The 18,652-nt window shown below is 64.6% G+C and carries 17 protein-coding genes; 8 read left to right on the forward strand and 9 right to left on the reverse strand.

Translation table 11 applies throughout. The features are described 5' to 3' along the window. From NA11_RS35545 to NA11_RS35555, 3 genes are all read left to right on the forward strand, one after another. A partial coding sequence (locus NA11_RS35545) for a sensor histidine kinase (RefSeq protein WP_141718028.1) occupies nucleotides 1-1,021 on the forward strand: 1,021 nt, incomplete at its 5' end. After that, nucleotides 1,018-1,452, forward strand: a complete 435-nt coding sequence (locus NA11_RS35550) for a DUF742 domain-containing protein (protein WP_084655335.1) — start codon at nucleotides 1,018-1,020, stop codon at nucleotides 1,450-1,452. The genes NA11_RS35545 and NA11_RS35550, both read left to right, overlap by 4 nt. A 100-nt stretch (nucleotides 1,453-1,552) precedes the next feature. Beyond that, on the forward strand, nucleotides 1,553-2,809 hold the full coding sequence (locus NA11_RS35555; protein WP_245746434.1) for a cytochrome P450 family protein: 1,257 nt from the start codon (nucleotides 1,553-1,555) through the stop codon (nucleotides 2,807-2,809). Nucleotides 2,810-2,821: 12 nt separating this feature from the next. Here NA11_RS35555 and NA11_RS35560 read toward each other — a convergent pair whose 3' ends face one another. Beyond that, on the reverse strand, nucleotides 2,822-3,730 hold the full coding sequence (locus tag NA11_RS35560) for a PI-PLC domain-containing protein (protein WP_218023439.1): 909 nt from the start codon (nucleotides 3,728-3,730) through the stop codon (nucleotides 2,822-2,824). A 281-nt stretch (nucleotides 3,731-4,011) separates the two neighbouring features. Between NA11_RS35560 and NA11_RS35565 the strand changes: the two genes are divergently transcribed. Further along, entirely contained in the window at nucleotides 4,012-4,926 is a 915-nt protein-coding gene (locus NA11_RS35565; RefSeq protein WP_069166468.1) for a hypothetical protein, read from the forward strand. 20 nt (nucleotides 4,927-4,946) lie between these two features. Here NA11_RS35565 and xylA read toward each other — a convergent pair whose 3' ends face one another. Both xylA and NA11_RS35575 read right to left on the reverse strand, forming a co-directional pair. Then, on the reverse strand, nucleotides 4,947-6,125 hold the full coding sequence (gene xylA, locus NA11_RS35570; RefSeq protein ID WP_069166469.1) for a xylose isomerase: 1,179 nt from the start codon (nucleotides 6,123-6,125) through the stop codon (nucleotides 4,947-4,949). Nucleotides 6,126-6,212: 87 nt separating this feature from the next. Continuing rightward, the gene (locus NA11_RS35575) at nucleotides 6,213-6,431 is read right to left on the reverse strand and encodes a hypothetical protein (RefSeq protein WP_069166470.1); all 219 of its coding nucleotides are present in this window, start codon (nucleotides 6,429-6,431) and stop codon (nucleotides 6,213-6,215) included. Nucleotides 6,432-7,375: 944 nt separating this feature from the next. Here NA11_RS35575 and NA11_RS35580 point away from each other — a divergent pair. Together NA11_RS35580 and NA11_RS35585 are read left to right on the forward strand one after the other, a co-directional pair. Continuing rightward, complete coding sequence (locus NA11_RS35580) at nucleotides 7,376-8,800, forward strand: vWA domain-containing protein (RefSeq protein ID WP_069166471.1); 1,425 nt, start codon at nucleotides 7,376-7,378, stop codon at nucleotides 8,798-8,800. 13 nt (nucleotides 8,801-8,813) lie between these two features. After that, a complete protein-coding gene (locus NA11_RS35585) occupies nucleotides 8,814-11,900 on the forward strand; it encodes a tubulin-like doman-containing protein (protein WP_069166472.1) in 3,087 nt (1,028 codons plus the stop codon). Here NA11_RS35585 and NA11_RS35590 read toward each other — a convergent pair. Beyond that, nucleotides 11,875-12,501: a TetR/AcrR family transcriptional regulator gene (locus NA11_RS35590; protein WP_069166473.1), complete on the reverse strand. Its 627-nt coding sequence runs from the start codon at nucleotides 12,499-12,501 to the stop codon at nucleotides 11,875-11,877. The genes NA11_RS35585 and NA11_RS35590 overlap by 26 nt on opposite strands. Before the next feature lie 95 nt (nucleotides 12,502-12,596). Here NA11_RS35590 and NA11_RS35595 point away from each other — a divergent pair, with 95 nt between their 5' ends. Further along, complete coding sequence (locus NA11_RS35595) at nucleotides 12,597-13,130, forward strand: GNAT family N-acetyltransferase (RefSeq protein WP_084655337.1); 534 nt, start codon at nucleotides 12,597-12,599, stop codon at nucleotides 13,128-13,130. A 22-nt stretch (nucleotides 13,131-13,152) separates the two neighbouring features. Here NA11_RS35595 and NA11_RS35600 read toward each other — a convergent pair whose 3' ends face one another. Further along, the gene (locus NA11_RS35600) at nucleotides 13,153-14,829 is read right to left on the reverse strand and encodes a hypothetical protein (RefSeq protein ID WP_069166474.1); all 1,677 of its coding nucleotides are present in this window, start codon (nucleotides 14,827-14,829) and stop codon (nucleotides 13,153-13,155) included. 329 nt (nucleotides 14,830-15,158) lie between these two features. Between NA11_RS35600 and NA11_RS35605 the strand changes: the two genes are divergently transcribed. Continuing rightward, a complete protein-coding gene (locus tag NA11_RS35605; RefSeq protein WP_069166514.1) occupies nucleotides 15,159-16,112 on the forward strand; it encodes an LLM class flavin-dependent oxidoreductase in 954 nt (317 codons plus the stop codon). Between the two features lie 9 nt (nucleotides 16,113-16,121). Here the strand turns inward: NA11_RS35605 and NA11_RS35610 are convergent, their stop codons facing one another. The 4 genes from NA11_RS35610 to NA11_RS35625 are packed head-to-tail and all read right to left on the reverse strand — an operon-like array spanning nucleotide 16,122 to nucleotide 18,559. Then, a complete protein-coding gene (locus NA11_RS35610) occupies nucleotides 16,122-16,472 on the reverse strand; it encodes a hypothetical protein (RefSeq protein ID WP_069166475.1) in 351 nt (116 codons plus the stop codon). Between the two features lies 1 nt (nucleotide 16,473). Next, the gene (locus tag NA11_RS35615; protein ID WP_084655338.1) at nucleotides 16,474-16,938 is read right to left on the reverse strand and encodes a hypothetical protein; all 465 of its coding nucleotides are present in this window, start codon (nucleotides 16,936-16,938) and stop codon (nucleotides 16,474-16,476) included. Further along, the gene (locus NA11_RS35620; RefSeq protein ID WP_069166476.1) at nucleotides 16,935-18,266 is read right to left on the reverse strand and encodes a hypothetical protein; all 1,332 of its coding nucleotides are present in this window, start codon (nucleotides 18,264-18,266) and stop codon (nucleotides 16,935-16,937) included. Before NA11_RS35620 ends, NA11_RS35615 begins: the two co-directional genes overlap by 4 nt. Continuing rightward, nucleotides 18,263-18,559 (reverse strand): hypothetical protein, encoded by a 297-nt coding sequence (locus NA11_RS35625; RefSeq protein ID WP_069166477.1) that lies wholly within the window; start codon nucleotides 18,557-18,559, stop codon nucleotides 18,263-18,265. The genes NA11_RS35620 and NA11_RS35625 overlap by 4 nt, the downstream gene beginning before the upstream one ends. Between the last annotated feature and the right edge of the window lie 93 nt (nucleotides 18,560-18,652).

Below are 18,652 nucleotides of genomic sequence, written 5' to 3' on the forward strand. Positions count from 1 at the left end.
GTCGGCCGACAGTGAGGGCCGCCGGGTCGCGGCGATGGCCGCCTTCGCCGTCGCGGCGGGCCGCCTGCAGGCGATGACCACCAGCATGCTTGCGGAGTTGCGGGAGATGGAAGACCGGCACGCCGAACCGAGCATGCTCGCCGACCTGTTTCTGCTCGACCATCGCTCCGCGCAGGCAGGCAGGCTCGCCGACAGCCTCGCCGTCCTCAGCGGGGGCAGGTCGGGGCGCCGGTGGGCCAATCCGATTTCCGTCGAGTCGATCCTGCGCGGCGCCATGGGGCGCATAGCCGGGTATCAACGGGTCCGGCTGCGAGTCGTGATCGATGTCGCGGTCGCCGGTCATGCGGCGGAAGGCATCATGCACACCGTCGCCGAACTACTCGACAATGCCTGCAACTTCTCGCCGCCGACCACCGAGGTGCAGGTGTACACGGCCGAGATTCCCGCCGGTCTGGTGATCACCATCGAGGACAGCGGACTGGTCATGAGCGAATCCGCGCTGCGGCGGGCCGAGCTGCTCGTCTCGGGTACGGACCCGGACGACAGCGGGCACGGTTCCGCGGCGGATCCCGCCCCGGTGATCGGCACCCGGCTCGGCCTCGCGGTGGTGGGATCGCTGGCACGCAAGCATGGGCTCACGGTGTCGTTCCGCCCCTCTGCCATCGGTGGGACGGCGGCAGTGCTGCTGGTGCCGCGGGATCTGACCACCCCGCTGAATCGCGCGCCCGCGTCGATCCCTGCGGCCGCCGCGTCGGAGTCGCTGCCGTCGATCGTCCCGCCGTACGCGGCGACCGAAGACGAACCCGAGGAAACCGATTCGAAGCAGCGGCGCGGTCGCACGCTGGTCGGGCTCAAGCCCGTAACCGCGGACGACGTGCCGAACCATCTCGCACCGAACCAGGCTGCGACGAACAAGCCCGCGGCGCCACCTGCAGAGTGGGGTGCCCTCCAGCGCCTGGTGGCCAGTCGTGAAAAGGGCGGCGCCCCTTCGCACGTCGGAAACGGGGAGGTTTCGCCATGACCGAACACGCGATAGAAACCGTCCCCGAGCCACGCTACGTCGAGCGCCCGCTCGGGCAAGAGGCGCGCAGGACCGTCCGCAATGATGTCCCCGACCGGCTGTATGTCCTGACGGGCGGACGGAGCACCCCGGACTCCACTGCCTTCGATCCGGCCACCCTCGTGGTCAGCATGGTCGAATCGGCGCCGGACATGCCGACCGAGCAGGTGGCGATCCTCGATATGTGCCAGACTCCGACCGTCGTTGCCGATATCGCGACCAATCTGAGGCTGCCGATCGGCGTCACCACGATCCTGCTCTCGGACCTGTTGCGCGCGTCGAAGATCACCATGCGCCAACCGCAGACTGCCCCGAACACTCTTGGTGCGCGGCGTAATACCCAGCGCGCCGCCGCTCCCGAGGAGGTGCCCAGTGGACTCCGCAACGTTTGATTCGCGAGCTATCCCACGCGATACCGCCACCCAGCAACGTCCGGCATGGGCTGACGACAGCGCGGCGCCAAGCGGGTGCCCAGTCCACCGGTCGACGCTGGTGTCATTGAGCGACAACGAGTTCCGCCCCGGCCACCACGATCGGTATCAGCAGATTCGCCGCGAGCACGGGCCGGTGGTCGGCGTCGAACTGCCAGGCGGCATTCCGGCCTGGTTGGTCATCGGCTACATCGAACTGCATCAGGTCACCAGCGATCCCGTGCTGTTCCCCCGGGACAGCGGTCTGTGGAACCAGTGGGCGAACATACCCAAGGACTGGCCTCTGCTTCCGATGGTCGGCAGGCCGAATCCGTCGATCATTTCCACCGCAGGCGCGGCGCAGCGCAGTCACGTTGCGACCGTGGAGCCCGCGCTGGAGTCGGTCGACCTCATCCGATTGCGACAGACCTGCGAACGCCTCGCCGACCGCCTCATCGACGGCTTCTGCGGCAGGGGCACAGCCGATCTCGTCGCGGACTTCACGGCACCGCTGCCGATGTTGGCGCTGGCCTGGATCTTCGGCTTCGCCGACGAGGAAGAGTCGCAATTCGTCGACATGATGAAGATGCTGGCCACCAGCGGTCCCGACGCAGAATCCCAGTACGCGAACGTCCTCAGGCGGATGGAGCAGTTGCTCGCCGCCAAAAGGACCAAGCCCGGCGCCGATCTGGTATCGCGGATGCTGACCCAGCCCACCCCGTTCAGCGACCCGGAGTATGCGCGAGACTTGTTGGCAGTCATCACCGCCGGGTATCTGCCGACCGTCGACTGGATCGGTAACTCGGTGCGGCTGATGCGCACCGACGAGCGATTCGCCGCGGCACTCGGCGGTGGCCAGCACAGCATCGAGCAGGCGATGATCGAGGTGCTCTGGGAAGACACCCCGATCCAGATCTTCCCCGGTCGCTGGGCAGCGTCCGATACCAGGCTCGGCGACAAGGACATTCGAGCAGGCGACATGCTGCTGCTCGGATTGGCCGCCGCCAACACCGACCCGCACGTCGGCCGCAATCTCACCGGAAGCGTCGAAACAGCCGGAAACAGTGCGCATTTCGCCTTCGGCTACGGCGAGTACCGGTGCCCGTTCGCAGCGCAGCAGATCGGCGAGATCATTGTGCGGTCCGGCATCGAAGTACTCCTTGACCGGCTGCCCGATCTCGATCTGGCCGTGCCCGCGGAGAGCCTGGTCCGGCGTCCGTCTCCGTTCGTGCGCGGGATCGCTTCGATGCCGGTCCGTTTCACGCCCGTACGCCCGGCCGGCTCCACCCCGGTGGCGAACGCCGCGCGCACATCGAGGCTGTGGAGGTCTGCCAAATAGCTCGGGCTCGGCCTAACTCGGTCGCTGGCGGAGGTACTCGGCGAGGTCGCTGAGGTGGTCGGTGGCGATGCGGTCTGCTCCGGTGTCGTACTGCACGTCCCACAAGGCTTTTCGGGCGGCACCTGGCTGATCCGGCACGCCCCAGAAACGTATCCGCTTGCCTTCTCGATGGGCGCGGTCGACCAGTTCGGTGAGCGTGCGCCGTTCGGCGTCCGGCATCGCGCCTTCGCCGCGCCAGCGGAACAGCTTGGCCCAGTCGGCGTTGATCTCCGGCATCAATGTCGCAGGGATGCCGGTGCCGAGGTCGTTGGGTGCGCCGACCACGAAAGCGCTGCGAGTGTTCTGCGCGGCCAAGGTCGCCCGTAGCTCGGTGCCGTCGGTGAAGGCAGTCAACAGGCCGATGGTGACGGGGCCGCGGACCACGCGGCCGTCCACGTAGCGGGTGAACAACCCGGCGTACCGCGGGTCCCGCACGAGGTCGTCCAGCACCCGATAGGCCGCTGGCGCATCCCATTTCATCTCGATCAGCAGCTGGAACTCGCCGCGGTAGCCGGGGAGCACCGTGCCGCCGTTCGCCGCGACCACCTGCTGTAGCGGATCCAAGTAGAGCGAGCGCAGCGTGCGCCCTGGACGAATCTCCCACGGTGTATGCGCCACCGACAGGTCGCTCGACTGCAGTCCCGGATACACATCGGCCTCTACACTCGTGAAGCCTTGCGCCAGAGCGTCATACAGCGGTCGATCATGCAGGTAGTCGTTGTGTGCATGCGCGCGCGGCAACGCCGCCGCCGAAGGCGCGGCCGCCGCAACCCCTGTTTGCGGGGCAATGAGCAGTACGGCGAACATGATCCACGCCGCCACTGTCCGCGCGAGCCCGCGCTTGCCGGGATTCTCCGAGAGATATCGATCGACACTGTGCATGCCGCTGAGCAAACCGCCGACTGTTGATCTTCGCAACACCAGCCGTCCGGACTTCACCGGTTGTTCGCGCAGCAGTTCCAGCCGAGGCTCTGGTTATCGTTGGTGCGGGACCATCTCGCTCCGGCCAAACGCCGGAACCACCGTTGCCCGGCGCGGTCAGCAACCGTAGGGCGGCGCACCACGGGTGAATCCCCCATCGGCTGGTTAGGCGGCGTAAGGATCAGTGACACCGGAACATTGGTGGTGGATGATCAGGGGGCATTCTGCGGGAGGGTGACATCATGCAAGACGAGTCGATTGCTTCGGCCGAAATCAATTATGCGGATTCGGTTTCCGAGAGTGAACGAGACAATATTCAGCGGTCGATAGCAACTCTCGTCGAGCGGTCCCGAAAGAGGACTGCCCGCGAACGCGCTCTCGCTGCGCAACGGACGCAGATCCGATCCGCTGCGAAGGAGGCGTACGGCAAACTATTAGAGCCTGCGACACCCCTGCCGAATATTGCACTCGATGAAGGCCTGTCCGAGCCTCCCGATTGGCAAGCGGAGATACCCGGCACTCCCGCGCTCACCGAACAGACGGCACGCGAGATCAGCGAACTCCGATTCGGTAACGCGACAAGGATCTTCGGTCCGCCCTTCCACTACGACTGGCGGTGGTCGAACGGAGGTGGGACATACGCGGTCACCAACGATGCGAGCAAAGCGGGCAGCGCTGGCTCATGGGCGGCCGTGAAGAAGGACGACGCCTGGGCCGACGTGCACGCAGGCGTCGGCGTAGTGATCTCGACCGAGACCGTGAACGCCACCGGCCCCGTGCTGGTGATGGGCCGCTCACTCAGCCACTCGTACAATTCCTGGGGCGTGCATGCGTCGATCAACAACGGCGATGGCACGAGCGAGGGCAGGGTCGAGCTCACGGTCATGGAGAACGGCAATTTTCTCACGGCCGCGTCGACCAGAATCTGGCGATGCAGGCTCAGCGACTCCGAACTCGACTCGCACTACGACCCCGACAGTGGCTACGCCCTCGACACGACTCCCGAAGTTGTGTGGACCATGCATCCCGGCCGCAGCTACACCCTCAACATCGGCGCCTGGGTTTACGTCGAATGCCACGACGGTTGGTGGGGAACGGACAGCAGCGCAAGTGGACTGCTCCAACTCGATATCAATCTATTGACCCTCTTCAAGTAGATCGGACACTCGGCAGGGTCTCAGCCGAGGAGATGCTCGACGGCCAACTGTTGTAGAGCGACGAATCCGAAGTCACGTTCGGCAGCTTTCTCCGGATCGAAATCGTCGGTGGCGGCCAGGAATTCCGCGACCGACTCGCCTGCGCCGAGAGTGGGCTCGGCGAGATCGAGCACGCCGGAGTAGATCAGCGCCTCTTGCACTCGCGGATCGGCGCGGAACGCGCGGGCTTTGTCGGCCAGCGCCAGGTAGGTAGCCATGCATGCCGCTGCCGACTCCCACACGCCGACCAAATGCTCTGTGCGAGACGGCTTGTAGTCGAAATGTCGCGGCCCGGTGTACCGGGGTGCGTCCGGGTGTCCGGGAAAGCCGTTCTCGAGGAGGTCGACGGTGAAGAAGGCCGACATCAGGTCGCCATGACCGAAGACCAAGTCCTGGTCGTACTTCAGACCGCGCTGACCATTCAGGTCGATGTGGAAAAGCTTGCCGCTCCACAGCGCCTGAGCCAGGGCATGGGTGTAGTTCAGGTTCGCCATCTGCTCGTGACCGGTCTCCGGGTTGAGGCCGACGATATCGCCGTGCTCCAGTTCGGCGATCAACGCGAGGGCGTGCCCGACCGTCGGCAGGAAGATATCGCCGCGCGGCTCATTGGGTTTGGGCTCCAACGCGATTCGAAGGTCGTAACCCTGCGCCTTGATGTGGGCAGCGACGGTATCCAGGCCCTCGCGGTAGCGCTCGAACGCGGCGTAAACATCTTTCGAGCCGTCGTACTCGCTACCTTCACGCCCACCCCACATCACGAAGGTGGATGCGCCGACCTGCGCGGCCAAATCCACGGCGCGCAGGATCTTCCGCAGGCCGAAGCGCCGCACCGACCGATCGTTGGAGGTCAGCCCGCCGTCCTTGAACACAGGGTGCGTGAAGGTATTCGTGGTCACCATCTCGACGGTCAGTCCCGCTTTGCCGGTGGCCGCCAGCAAGCGTCCGACAATCCGGTCTTTGGTGGCTTCGTCGGCGTCGAAGGGGAATACGTCGTTGTCGTGGAAGGTGATTCCCCACGCGCCGAGTTCGGCCAGGCGGTCGGCATACTCCCACGGTTCGAGGGCGGGGCGGGTGGCGTTCCCGAACGGATCGATCCCGGTCCATCCGACCGTCCACAGACCGAAGGAGAACTTGTCATCGGGGGTGGGTAGTCGTGTCATCGTGCTGCTCCTGATGCGCTGCTTCGGGTCCGGCGCCCGGGGACACAATCGTTGCTGCCCCGGCGCCACTCCAGCCCATCCTCGTCGTCAATCGACGTCCGCAGCACCCGATCCGCGTATTCGCCCTGCCGGTTGGCGTAGGTACCCCACCAGCGCGCCGAGCAGTGGTAGCTGGGTGAAGCCGTAGATGACGTGAAAGGCGTAGTGGTACAGCGTCTGTTCTGGATCGAAGGGCAGTATCGACAGCGGAAGGACACTCACCACAGCGCCGCCGAGTAGATGCAGCAGCCCCCAACCGAGAAGCACCCATGCCGTAACCCGCCGATACCGGCGCACGCACCAGAGAGCGCCCAGGAAGAGGTAAACAGCGGTGGGATAGGCAGATTCGGGACTGAGAAGCGTTTGCCCCGGCAGATCCGCGACATTGTGTACGAAGAACCCCAGCCAAGACAGTGCGAGCGCACCCGAGACGACGAGTGTGGTTATTTCACCCTCATACGGTCGGAAACTACTGTTGCGCATGGTTCTCTCACCGCCGTCGACATCGTTGCCGCCGATCAGTGTGCCGGAACGCGCACTGGCAGCGGTAACAACAGTTCGCTCAATGGACCGAGCTGACCGGAGGCAGCGCCGGTCAGCAGTGAGACGGCGAGGTCCGTGTCGCACCATCGGCGAGCCTTGCCGCATTCACGACCGAGCTGCTTCAGTCGGCAATCGAGACGCGGGACCGGTTGTCCTGCAAGCTGATCTGACAGATGCCCGAGCTGGATCAAGCACCGTCCTGATGCTGGATGACTGAGCCGGCCCAGCGAATCTCTATGTAGCCCAGTCAGTTCGCTCTGCCTCACAGAATCCGCTTACGCAAACGATGAGTGCCTTTGATGTCCGTTGTTCAGCCGACGCGTCGCGCACGAGGCGCTGGCTACACTCTCCTTGTAGAGATCGTGGTCAAACCTTCTCCTCGAAGCAGGAATTCATCGCGTGGGTGCGGCGCCATACCAACTAACCCCGTGTGCTCGTTTGGGTTTCGACCACCGGGTCCGCGCCTCCTTGCCAGCGTCGGCGTGCCCGGCTGATCAAATCGGCTGACGGCCATCAGGAAAGGCGCTTTCTCCGGTTATACAAAGGTTTGTCTTCTGCTCGATCGGAGAAATGTGCTTTGCCTGGTATTGAGGCTCTTGCTTGTCGGTCTCGGAGTCATGTGCACCGTCTGCCCGAGCATGCCGCTCGCTTCGGCAGCCGCTTGTAGCGTGCCACAAACTCGCCTGCCAACGGTCGTCGAGGAACTACAGCTCGACGCCGTATCGATCGACTATGTGGTGGTGGTCGACACTTCCGGCTCAATGCAGGAATCGGGTTTGTATCCGAGAGTAACGGGTGCGCTGCGCACGTTCTTTGCGGCAATGAAACCGTCAGATCACTTGTCGATCTTGACGTTTGACACCGCTCCCACGTTGCGTTACTCGGATCGTGTCGGCCCTGACCCCTCGACCGCCATCGGACAGCTGCCGCCCGTCGCCGATGGCCGAGGTACAGACATCGGCGCGGGCATCGCGGCCGGCCTAGCCGAGTTGGAACGCCCGGGCCGCGGCCAGGTCGGAGCTATCGTGCTCGTCACCGACGGCCAGATCCAGGCGGACGGATCCCCTTATGCCACTGCAGAGTCGCGGGCCTGGAATTCGCTTACCGACCGTGCAAACCGTCTAACCGCGAATCACCACATCGCGTCCTATGCTTACGCGCTTGCACCGACGACCGACGCCGCCCTGTTGAAGAAGGTCTTCCACGACACGGTGGTGGTGGCGATTCCACCCGCGCAGGTCGAGGGCTACCTGAATCGGGTAACCGAGGAGACCGTCCGGCACAAAGCAACTGGGGCACTGCAACGGGATGCACAGGCAGGAGTGGAAGCAACCTGGGGCACGGATGTTGCTCAGTTGAATCTGGGCGACGGCGAGGCCGACTTCCCCGTTGTCTTGCGCTCGACATTCTCCCGCGTCCCCATTGTCGTCTGCGACTTCAGTATCGAGATCAAGGGATTCGATGCACACGTCTCGGGAGCCGAGCAGCCGATAGACCTGCGGCCCGGCGAGTCGAAGGAGGTCCACGTTCATCTGTCCGTTGACAGCATGGGCGGGTTCGGCTTCGGCAAGAGAACAGAGACTCGAAGCGGCACTGTCGCATTCACAGGAACGGTCGGTACGCCGTGGTCTCACGCCATTACCGAGGATCTCGGCGTGCCGTTCGCGCCGAAGCTGACCAGCCCACCCGGTCCCATCAGCGTCGTTGGCACCACGGGCTGGAGTTGGGTGACGCTGGTATCCATCCCGTTAGCGGCCCTGCTGCTCGGAATTGCGCTGTGGACGGCTCGGCGGCTGAGGATGCCGAAGCTCACCGGCGCGCTGGAGCTGATGGACGAAGGCAGACCAGTCACCGAATTCGCGCTCGGCGGCAAGGTTTACGCGTTCGGCAAAGGAAAACACGCAATTCCGGGAAAGAACCTCGTCGGCAACGTCCGCGCTGTCCATCGGACAGACGACTACCAGGGCGGTCTCGAGCATGGTGTGCTTGTTGCTGCCAAGCTCGGCACCACACGTCGCAGTGCCCGGCTCTTCAGTGGTGATTCGCTGGACATCGACAGCGTAACAATCACTTACACGAATTATCGAAAGTAGAAGGGAGTCGGGCATGTACACCGCTGCCTTGGTAATTGGTGTCGGAGGAACTGGCCGGTGGGTGTTGACCCACTTGCGGTCGAGGCTGCTGGCCGACAACGGTCGGTTGGACGGTGCGGATCCTTCGACACTCGGCGCCGTCAAACTGCTCGGCTTCGATATCGACAGCCAGAACGTCTACGAGTTCGCCGGACACTCGCTCGCCGACTCGGAGCTGCAGTATTCGACGCCTGAGCTCGCCGAGGTCGTCCATAACATTCGAGATGAACGAGACAACGATCCGAGGGCACGCTACCAAGAGATCAGGGAATGGATCAGCCAGGAAGACGCCCAGGCATACGACCTTGCCCTGCTCAACGATTTCATGGCGTCGGGCGCCGGGCAGATGCGCCAGTGGGGGCGGCTCGGCGTCGTATTGGCTCAAGGCCTGTACGAACGTATCAGGACAATTGTCGGCGGCCTCGCTGCAGGCGGGCAGGTCAACGTCTTCGTCACCGGTTCGCTCTGTGGCGGAACCGGTTCCGCAACGCTGTTCGATGTGGGCGCGATCGTCCACGATGTTCTCCACTACGTAGCACCTGGCACGCCACGAAGTATGTGCGGTGTCTTCCTCCTGCCCGCCGGAATGACGAACACGGTGAGCGCAGCCGAGTTCCCGTGGCTCGAAGCTTGCGCGTACGCGTCGCTGCGCGAACTCGACCGATTCCAGCGCAGTTCGCTGCACAACACGCTCAAACACAATGGGCGCGAGATCACGCTGAGAACCCGATTGTTCTCGCCCTGCTTCCTGCTCGACGGCGTGCGGGAACAAATAGGCAACACGGTGCAAGACGTCATCAACACCCAGGCCAACCTCGGCGTCGATGCCGCCATGGGCGACTTCATCTACAGCTATCTGAACCCGGCCTCTGGTAGGCGCCTGGAATCGGACGCACCCAACGCGGTGACACACACGGGGGGAAACCACCCCTTCAAATACAGCAAGTTCGGTGTCCACACCCTGTGGTCACCCCTGCCGCTGGTGCAGCGGGCACTTGCGATCGACGATGCACTCGAGGTACTCGACACACTCATGGCGCCGGCGGCGCAGAAGGGTAGCGCGGGCTTGATCGCCACGCCGGAGATCAGCTTCGACGGGAAAAGCGGCAAACGCACCGTATTCAATGCCCAGGTCTTTCAAGCGACAGGTGCCTATCTCGGGAAGCAGGCTGCGCGCGCACCACGCTGGCCGGAAATCCTTCCCTGGCTGTTGCCAGCTGATCCGCAGCAGAAGCCGAAGATTCCGTCGAAGCCGGACTTTACCTACGAGTTTCCAAACATCCGCCGGGTCAAGACCCCGTATGAGAACGCGACGGTCAAGGAGCGGGTTGATCGCCTGTATCACAGGCATCTCGATGAGATCCGCGGCCTCACAGGGGAACACCGAGGGCCGCTCATCCGCGATTTCCGCACATATCTGCTGGTGCAGTGTCAACGGATCGCCAACGAGCCGTCTCGAAGAGGCGGTTTGGCGCGGGCACGCGCCGCACTGGTGGAGATGGAGACAGCGGCCAGGGCGCTGCGTGAGCGTTTCACCCGGCTCAATGAAATCGAGGCACAGGCCGGACGTTTGTCCGCGCTCCGGCTCTCTTACGCCGACGCTCGAACTGCCCTCGACAGCAGCAGCGCGCGGCGAGACGCGTCCAATCAGAAAGAACTGTTCGAGGCAACGTCCCGCTTGATCGACGCCGAGCTGGACGCTCAAACCCGCTCAGCTCTCATCGAATTCATGGAGGAACTCGAGCGCATCATCGCGACTGTGTGCGATGAGGAGATCAATACATGGCAGTGGAAGCTGGAGGAGCTCAACGCGTTCACCAGACAGGCATCGAGCGAACTCGATCGAATCTGGGCCGAGCACAAAGCCGTCGTGGTACGAACCGTCCTGTTGGACCGGCACTCTGGATTGGAACGCGAGGTACGCCAGAAGTTGACCGAGCAGATCCTCGATCGAGTGCCACAGGACCAGAGGAGCACGATAACTTCGCCAGCCACCGCGTTTGCCGAAGAACAGACGAACTGGACGGTGACGCTACACCCGCACCGCGGCACCGAGACCATCATGCTCCGCGGACCGTGGCGCCTCGAGTCCGGACGCAGGATCGAGCTGGTGGACCTGATCGCGGCGCTCGAAGCGCAATACGCCTTCGTTTTGGAGACACCCTTCGGCAAGGCACTCGATCATTCGGCAAAGTCGGTGGAATCATTGGCTTCTGAGCTGCGCGACAAATCGAGCCTGCTCGCTTCGGTTGCGCAGGAAGCGAAGCGACCGCCCGATCCGCTGCCGATCGACGATATCGAGCTGTTCGGACCGTGGGGCGATGGGACGCCGGCGATGAGCCTGCTTCGGACTGAGCTGGTCTCTCGCGGCGTTCCGGCTGCCGCATTCGATGATGTGTTGTCGCTGGGCGCCGGTGATCCCGAAGCCGCCCGCGGTGTGCCGTTGAACCAGAGTCTTTGGGCGCTACGCAGTTACCACGGCGTCAGTATCGACGGCTTCGGCAAGACAGACGGACTCCGCCGCCGCTACCTCGAGCTGCGCGGTGGCGAGAAGCCACTGCACATCTTCCCGGAAGAACGCGCTGCGGTGCTGTTGGAAAAGGAGATGCACGAGCTTGTCCGCAACGGCGAACTGTCATGGGACGGTGGACTGCTCGGCCCCGAGGCAGCCAGTCTTGCCAAGGGCAGACGCCTGTTGCGGCAGGTCGTATTGGTGCTCGCCAGCAACATGCTCAGATGGGTCTACGACCGCGTAGACGATATCGGCGAATGGCGACTCTACCGGACAGAAACCACACCACTCGTCGTTGCGCGGGGGTCGAAGGCTTCTATGCTGATTCCCACTCTGCTCGAACACGCCAGCGATCCGTCTCCGATGAATCAACGGGTGGTCGAGGCGATGGACTTGGCCGCGAAAGCCGCTCAGCAGCACCACGATGACAACACGACGGCCGCTATCGAGCACATCGCAGCCGGGAACGTCGCCAAATTCGGTCTCGACGGACTGAGCGACGACGTCGCTCTCATGCTGCGGATCACGGCGGCCGCACTGCTCCGGTGACCGCGCGGTCGAGGTCTGTGCTGCGAGTTGGGTAGCTGACCGCCCAGGCCGCCTCGATCATCCGGAAGATCTCGTCCACTGCGGCCGCTGGCTCATCCGCCTCGCGGGCGAGCGAAAAGGCGTCGACGACGAACCTCGCGAGCGCCCGGCACGCTGTCGTGCTCGGTGCCGGGACGAGAGCTGCGGCGATGGCCGCTGCCAGCGAGTCCGCATAGCGCAGCCGCATCGACTCCTCGTACTCGCGGAGGGCGGGCGTTTGGTTGATCATGCGCCAGATCGGCGTGCCGCTGTCGGCCGCGCAGTGTCGCACCATGGCGTGGATCTCGTGGCGCAGCGCGGGGATGAGGGGTTCGTCGGCCGCCCGGTCGGTGACCGCCCGGGTAAGGCGCTGCTCGAAGTTCTCGTCCTGCTCGAAGACCAGGGCCTCTTTCGAGGCGAAGTGGGAAAAGACCGTGGTGACAGCCACATCCGCTTCCGCGGCCACATCACGGATGCCCACCGCGTCGTATCCGCGGGCCAAGAACAGTCGCAAAGCGGTGTCGGCGATGTTCTGGCGGGTCGCGGCCTTCTTCCGCTCGCGACGCCCGGTCGGCACGGTCATGCGCTGATGCTATCAGGCACAAATAAGTACCTGTTCGGAAACCCTAACTGTTATGTTCCGAGCACGCTCCGCCACTACCGATCGGAACACCGCGCATGGCCGCACACTCGCGATACCAGCTAGATCTGCCCGGCGACGCGCTGTCGGATGTGCTCGCCGATGCCACGCTGTCCACCTTCGGCCCCGACGATCTCGCCGAACTCGTTGTCCTGCAACGCTGCTGCTGGGTGCCGGAGGCCGTGCTCAACAACATGCTCGACCTTCCCGCGCTGCGGGAAACACACGACGAGGTGCTGGCGTGGGCGACAGCATCGACGACTCTCGTTGTGCGGCAACGCGGACGTCTGGTGGCGGCGGTCCGCGGCCAGAGCCGCGACACCGACTGGCATATCGGCCGGCTCATGGTCGCACCCGACCTTGCCGGCCGCGGCCTCGGTTCGCAGCTACTACGCTTGATCGAAAGTCTCGCTCCCCCACATATCGAACAACTCGTCCTGTTCACCGGCGCCAACAGTGCACGCAACATCCGCATGTACCAGAACGCAGGCTATCGACTTCTTCCCACACCGGACCCGCTCTCGCCCAACTACATCAGCGGCGTCGTTCATCTGGCCAAGCCTCGGAGCTGAGCAACGATCGTGAGCAGGTGAGCTACTCCGGTGCCGGGGATCTCTGTTGTGCCAATACTGCTTCCACCGGAATGGCGACGAAACCGCCGCCGATCACGACGATTCGATCGGCGGCCCGGCTCCAGTACAGGGCCGAGTAGCTGTCCCTGTCGTCGAACAGTTCCGGCGGCAGCGGGATGTAGGTGCGGCTCTCCGGGAAGTAGAGCACGCCGACGTGGCCCTCGTCGTTGCCACCGAACTTCAGCAGCAGACCGCCATCCGGTCCCGGACGCACCGCCATCACATTCGTCCATGCCTCGACATGCCGGATCGGTGCGCCGCCTCGATGGATCTCGTGCAGGTCCCGATTCGACAGGTAGAAGAATCCGTCGTCTCCTGCAGGCACCGAGGTGTACTCCACGGACGACCTCCGTGCACCCATCTCGAACGCAAGCACGCAGCCGGTGCCCGCCGCGTCGAGCTCGTAACCGTTTCCGTCCCAGATCAATACGGTGCTACCGTCCGCAAGCCGCGCGGCCCCGGTCATCGGACGCGCGGCGTCGCCGAGCACGCTTTTCACCACGGCAGCATCCGGGATGCCCGGAATCTGCTCCCACGCACCGGATTCCGTGAGCCACAACGGACCGGGCAGCGGGTCGCCGACGTTCATGCCGCCGAATCGCAGCAGGTGCGTCTTCACCTCGTGCAGCACCACGGGACGTGCTCCGAAGAAGTAGCACTCGTGCGCGTAGAGATCGGCCGCACCCGGCCCCTTGGGCGGCAGGACTCGTGGCGCGTCGTCGTTGCCGTCCACCAGGATCGGCCCGAACAACCGCGGACGCGCCTTGGTGTCGACGGTGGACTGCGCGAGCCACCCACCCGTTGGCGACTGCGCCGCCGCTACCCAGAATTCGTTGCGCTGCAAGGACAAGCGTGGCGGCCACGCCTCGAGGTCCCACAGCTCCACCCGCGGGTTCTTGCCATCGCTGTGCGACAACAGGAATCCGTCGACAATGTCATCGAGGACGCTCGCGATCGGCGAGGCCGGTGCGGTCTCCACCGCGGCGGCCGGAGTTCCGTCGTTGCCCAGGTACTGCGCCCACATCAGGTCCGGGTCGCCAGGGAACTCCCCCGCCGCGGGCACCGCGAGATCGGTTGCCTCCCAATACCCGAGCTTGCGATCGACGGCCGCCCGCAGGGTGGCCACGATCCCACGGTACTTACGCTGCTCGCCTTTCGGCATCGGCGCGAGCTGCTCGTCCACCCACGCCAGCACCTCCGCCACATGATCGGCGGGCACATAGAGGCCGGTCGAGTAGTTCCCACTGAACCATCCCGACGAGAACCGCCCACCCAGTTGCGGATGTGCCGCAACAACTTCGGTGAACAACCCGTCCGGCGCATATTCGGCCTTCGGCACGAACACCGCGTCAGGGAACACCCGGCCCGCTTCGAACGCCAGGCTCAACGCCAGTCCCCGCTCGTACCGGTACGGCAGCATCGACGCGCTGAACATGACCGCCGCGACGGATACGGCCGCCGCCGCGGCGTGCCCGTCCGCCCCGGCCAGCAGCTCCCGCACCTGCCGCCAGAGGTCCTCGGCTCCAGGCCGCACCCGATCCAACGCCGTTGGCTCGGCGGAACTCCCGAGCAGCCGGGGCACGAACTGCTCCCGGATCGCGTCCTCGTCCACCAGATGCAATGTGCAGTCGTATCCCATGACCCTCCGCCTCGTCCTGCGTCCCCCTATGCAATCACGGGTACGACAGCGGCTCCCCTCGAGCATCCCCAGGCACGCGAACTCCGAGGTTGCTGCATCAGTTCCACGTCACAGCGCCATCAACCAGCCTGCCGGACCCCGAAGCTGCTACCTACTGAGAGCGTCGCCCAGGCCCAGCTCCGGGACAGTAAGTGCGCGAAAGTTGCCGTAGCGTAAACCCATTGATCATCGGTGCACCGAAACCGTCGTCGGACTCGCCTCCCGACTACGATTCCGGCTGCATGGAAGGTGCGCACGGCGAGTCGGCCTGCGCAGAAAGGCAGATCTTCATGGTTTCCACTGTCCCTGTCGGCATTGCGATATTCCCGCCGCCGGTACGCCCTGTGCTGGATGCGATTACCCGGGCGGAGGAAGCAGGCGTCAGCATGGCCTGGGTGCCGACGTGGCCGGTCGGCCCGGACGGGTTGAGCATTGTCACCGCGGCGGCCGCTCGTACCAGCAGCATCGGACTGGCAAGCGGCATCGCGATCACCTACCCCACTCATCCGCTGGCCAGGGCGAACGAGGCGCTGGTCGCGGCCGAGCTCGCGCCGGGGCGGTTTCGACTAGGCGTCGGAGCCAGCCACAAGGTAGCGATCGAAGGTATCTACGGTCTGCCCTACGGCAAGCCGCTCGGCCATTTGCGCGAATACATCGCGGTGCTGCGTGGCATGTTGTGGGACGGGCACATCGACCTGGACGGCGAGTACTACCAGGTGCACGCCAGCCTGCCTGCCGAGCTCACGCCGCCGCAGCCGCCGATTGTCCTGGCCGCTGTGCGCCAGAACATGATTCGCTTGGCGGGCGAGATCTCCGACGGCGCAATGCTCACCTGGGCGGGCCCGTCCTACGTGCGCTCGATCGCCAGGCCTGCACTGGAAGCGGGAGCACAACTCGCTCAGCGCCCGTGCCCACCGCTGATCGTCAGCGCACCCATCGTGCTCACCGACGATTTCGCCATCGTCCGCGAGGTGGCGCAGGGCGTCTTCTCCGCCTATCGGACCTTCCCCACGTACGCGAAGATGTTCCGCGAGGCGGGCTTTCCGCTCACCGAGGAGGGCTGGTTGAGCGACGAGCTCATCCGCGAAACCTTCGTCTACGGCGATGAGGAAACAATTCATCAGCGCCTGCGCGACCTGCACAAGGCAGGCGCCGACGAAATCGTCGCGATGATCTGCCCGCTGACCGACCCCGTCGGCGAAGAAGCCGCCATCCTGAAAATCATCACTCAGGTCACCGCGTAGCGGCCGATCTCACCAACTGCTTTCGAAGAAGCGGCCGGACGAACTCCTGGTGTCCTCTTGTGCGAGCCGCTCGGCCTCGTGCCGTGCGGTGTTCGCCTCGGCGAAGGCCTGGACCGACTGCACCTGCGGGTCGTCGGACAACTCCTGCATAGCCGCAACGACCTGCGGCTCCTTGTCGGCCAGCGCGGCCTGGTACGCGGCAAGGATCGCCGCGGAGTTGGACACGTCGACGGCAAGGAGGCGGTTCTCGGCGTCGACTTCGACGGTCACGCCGTCGACCGTCGCGACGCCCCGGATCCGCGTCAACTCATATTGCGCCCGTTGCACTTTCAGCCCGAGCTCGTCGTAGTGACTTGGCACGTCAGCCGCCGGTCCTGCCTAGCAATACCAGCAGCGGCCGGTCCCGATGCAGATAGCCGTTGGCACCGCCACCCCATTCCGGGGAGCTGCGCAACGCCACGTCGAGGTCATGACCGGTCAGGTACGGTCCGCTGGGCACCGCAGACTGCAATGGCCCGTCGAGCGGGGGCCGGTCCACCGGTTCCGCAGGCGCATAGGTGGCCCGCAGCACCGCGGCGGTATCCGGCGCGAGCTCGATGACCGCGTCGATCCAGTAGGTGCTCGGTCCCGGCGCCCGGCTGCCGGAGTTGTCCCGGGTCACCCAGGACACCGCGACCGGCGTTCCGATGACCGGAAAATACTTCACCAGCGGCTCGGTGTCGTGCCGCACGGTCACCTCGGGCGCCTTGCTCGTGGTGCAGCCGAGCGGCGCAAGCAGGGCAATGGTGACCGCGACAGCCGTACTCAGTCGTGCTTTCAGCGTCATTTCGGGCGCGCTCCCCCTGTGTCTCTGTTGTTGTCCGGGTAGCGCTTTCCTTCGCCGGAATCCCTGTTGTCGGTGCGATCTTCGCGGCCGGGATTGCGTTCCGGCTCCGAGGTTCCCGCGCTGTCCGGCGAGGTGGGCGGGTGGCCGAGCTCCCAGGACACGGTCCGCGTCACGTTGCCGTGCGACTCGAACGGCTTCGCCCAGCCTATCTCGGCGAAGCGGCCGTTGGCCGAGTCGGGGGCGCCGGTGGCGATATCGGCCTTGCCATTGTCGAAGTTGTAGTAGTCCTGGGCATTGACGCTGACATCCATGTAGACGCGGTTGCCCTCGACTCGGACGTTGGCGTTGCTCCACTGCTGGTAGTTGCCGACCGTCTTGGTCCAGTTCTCGGTGTCCGGACCGGGGCTGTCGACACCGACGGTGGTCGGCTTACCGGTGATCTGGAAGTTCTTGTTGCCTGCGCGGGCGAACAGGTCGGCCGCCGCGGCGGCCTGACTGATCTCCTTGTCGACGGCGCCCTTGATGTTCTTGTCCTCGCGATAGGCCTCGCTGTAGTCGAAGGCGATGGGCTTGCCGTCGTTGTCCCAGTAGTGCCGGTACAACGCGGTCGCATCGTCGAGGTCCGAACGGAACATCTCGCCGCCGAACAACTGGCCCTTCCATTTCGCCTTGGCGAGCCAGTCGCTGAATCCGCTCTCCTTCGAGTTGTAGACGAAGGTGTCGTCGTGCTTCAGGTCGGGCCGTTCCGGCGCGCCGATCTTGTAGCGGCCGTCCGGGGACACCAGCGGCGTCGTCGGCGCCTTCTTCAGCACCTTCAGGAAGCCGGCACCCTGCTTCAACATGCCTGCGGCCTGCTGTTCGTCTTCACCGAACTTCTTCAGCAGATCCTTGATCTTGGTCTGAAAGTCCTTGGCCTGCTGATCGAGTCGAGCTTGCAGGACTCGGCCGACGAAGCCGCCGTTGTCCGGATAGGTCGGCGCGGTCACCGAGCCGTCGTCGGTCACCTTCATGCCCGCGCCGGCCGCCTCCTTGTCCACGACGTCGAGCAGGCTGGTCCTGGTGCCGTCCAGCTGCTTGCCGTACTTGTCGAACAAGCTCACCAGGCCGACGGCGACCTCATCGATGTTGGTGGCCGACATCCGCTCGCCGAGCGCACGAGCCGAGGCCGCGGTCGCGGCCGCGCCCTTCCAGTTCTTCATCGTGCCTGCGACGTCGCGGCCCATCTGGTCGACGTGCTTGACGAAATCGCCGTTCTTGGCACCGAGTTCGGTGCCGAAGGTCACCATCGTCGCGGGTGCGCACCCGCGAACATGACTGATCGTCGTCACGACGGCAGCTCACCCTGCAGCCGCTTGAAGTGGTCACTGAACAGGCGCTCGACGTCTTCGTATGCCTTCGCACCGGAGGTGGTGACCTGTGACATCTGCACGATGTTCTGGCCGAGCGCCTGGAATGCCGCAACCGCGCCCTCGCGAATATCCTTGGTGACCTCGAGGATTGGTGAACCAGGCATCGTCACGTCGGCGCCGATCACCAGCTTGTTGATGACGTCGGCGTGGCCGGTCAGATCCTTGCCTAGCGCCCGCAAGGCATCGTTGTCCGCTTGGAGAATATCGGTCACGATCTCCCCTCCCTCATCTCCCGGAGAATCCTAACTCTCCCTTAACATTTCCACAGCAGGAAACGCCGCCCCCAGCCCCTGAAAGTATGGTCC

Source organism: Nocardia altamirensis NBRC 108246 (assembly GCF_001612685.1).
GTDB classification, from domain to species: domain Bacteria; phylum Actinomycetota; class Actinomycetes; order Mycobacteriales; family Mycobacteriaceae; genus Nocardia; species Nocardia altamirensis.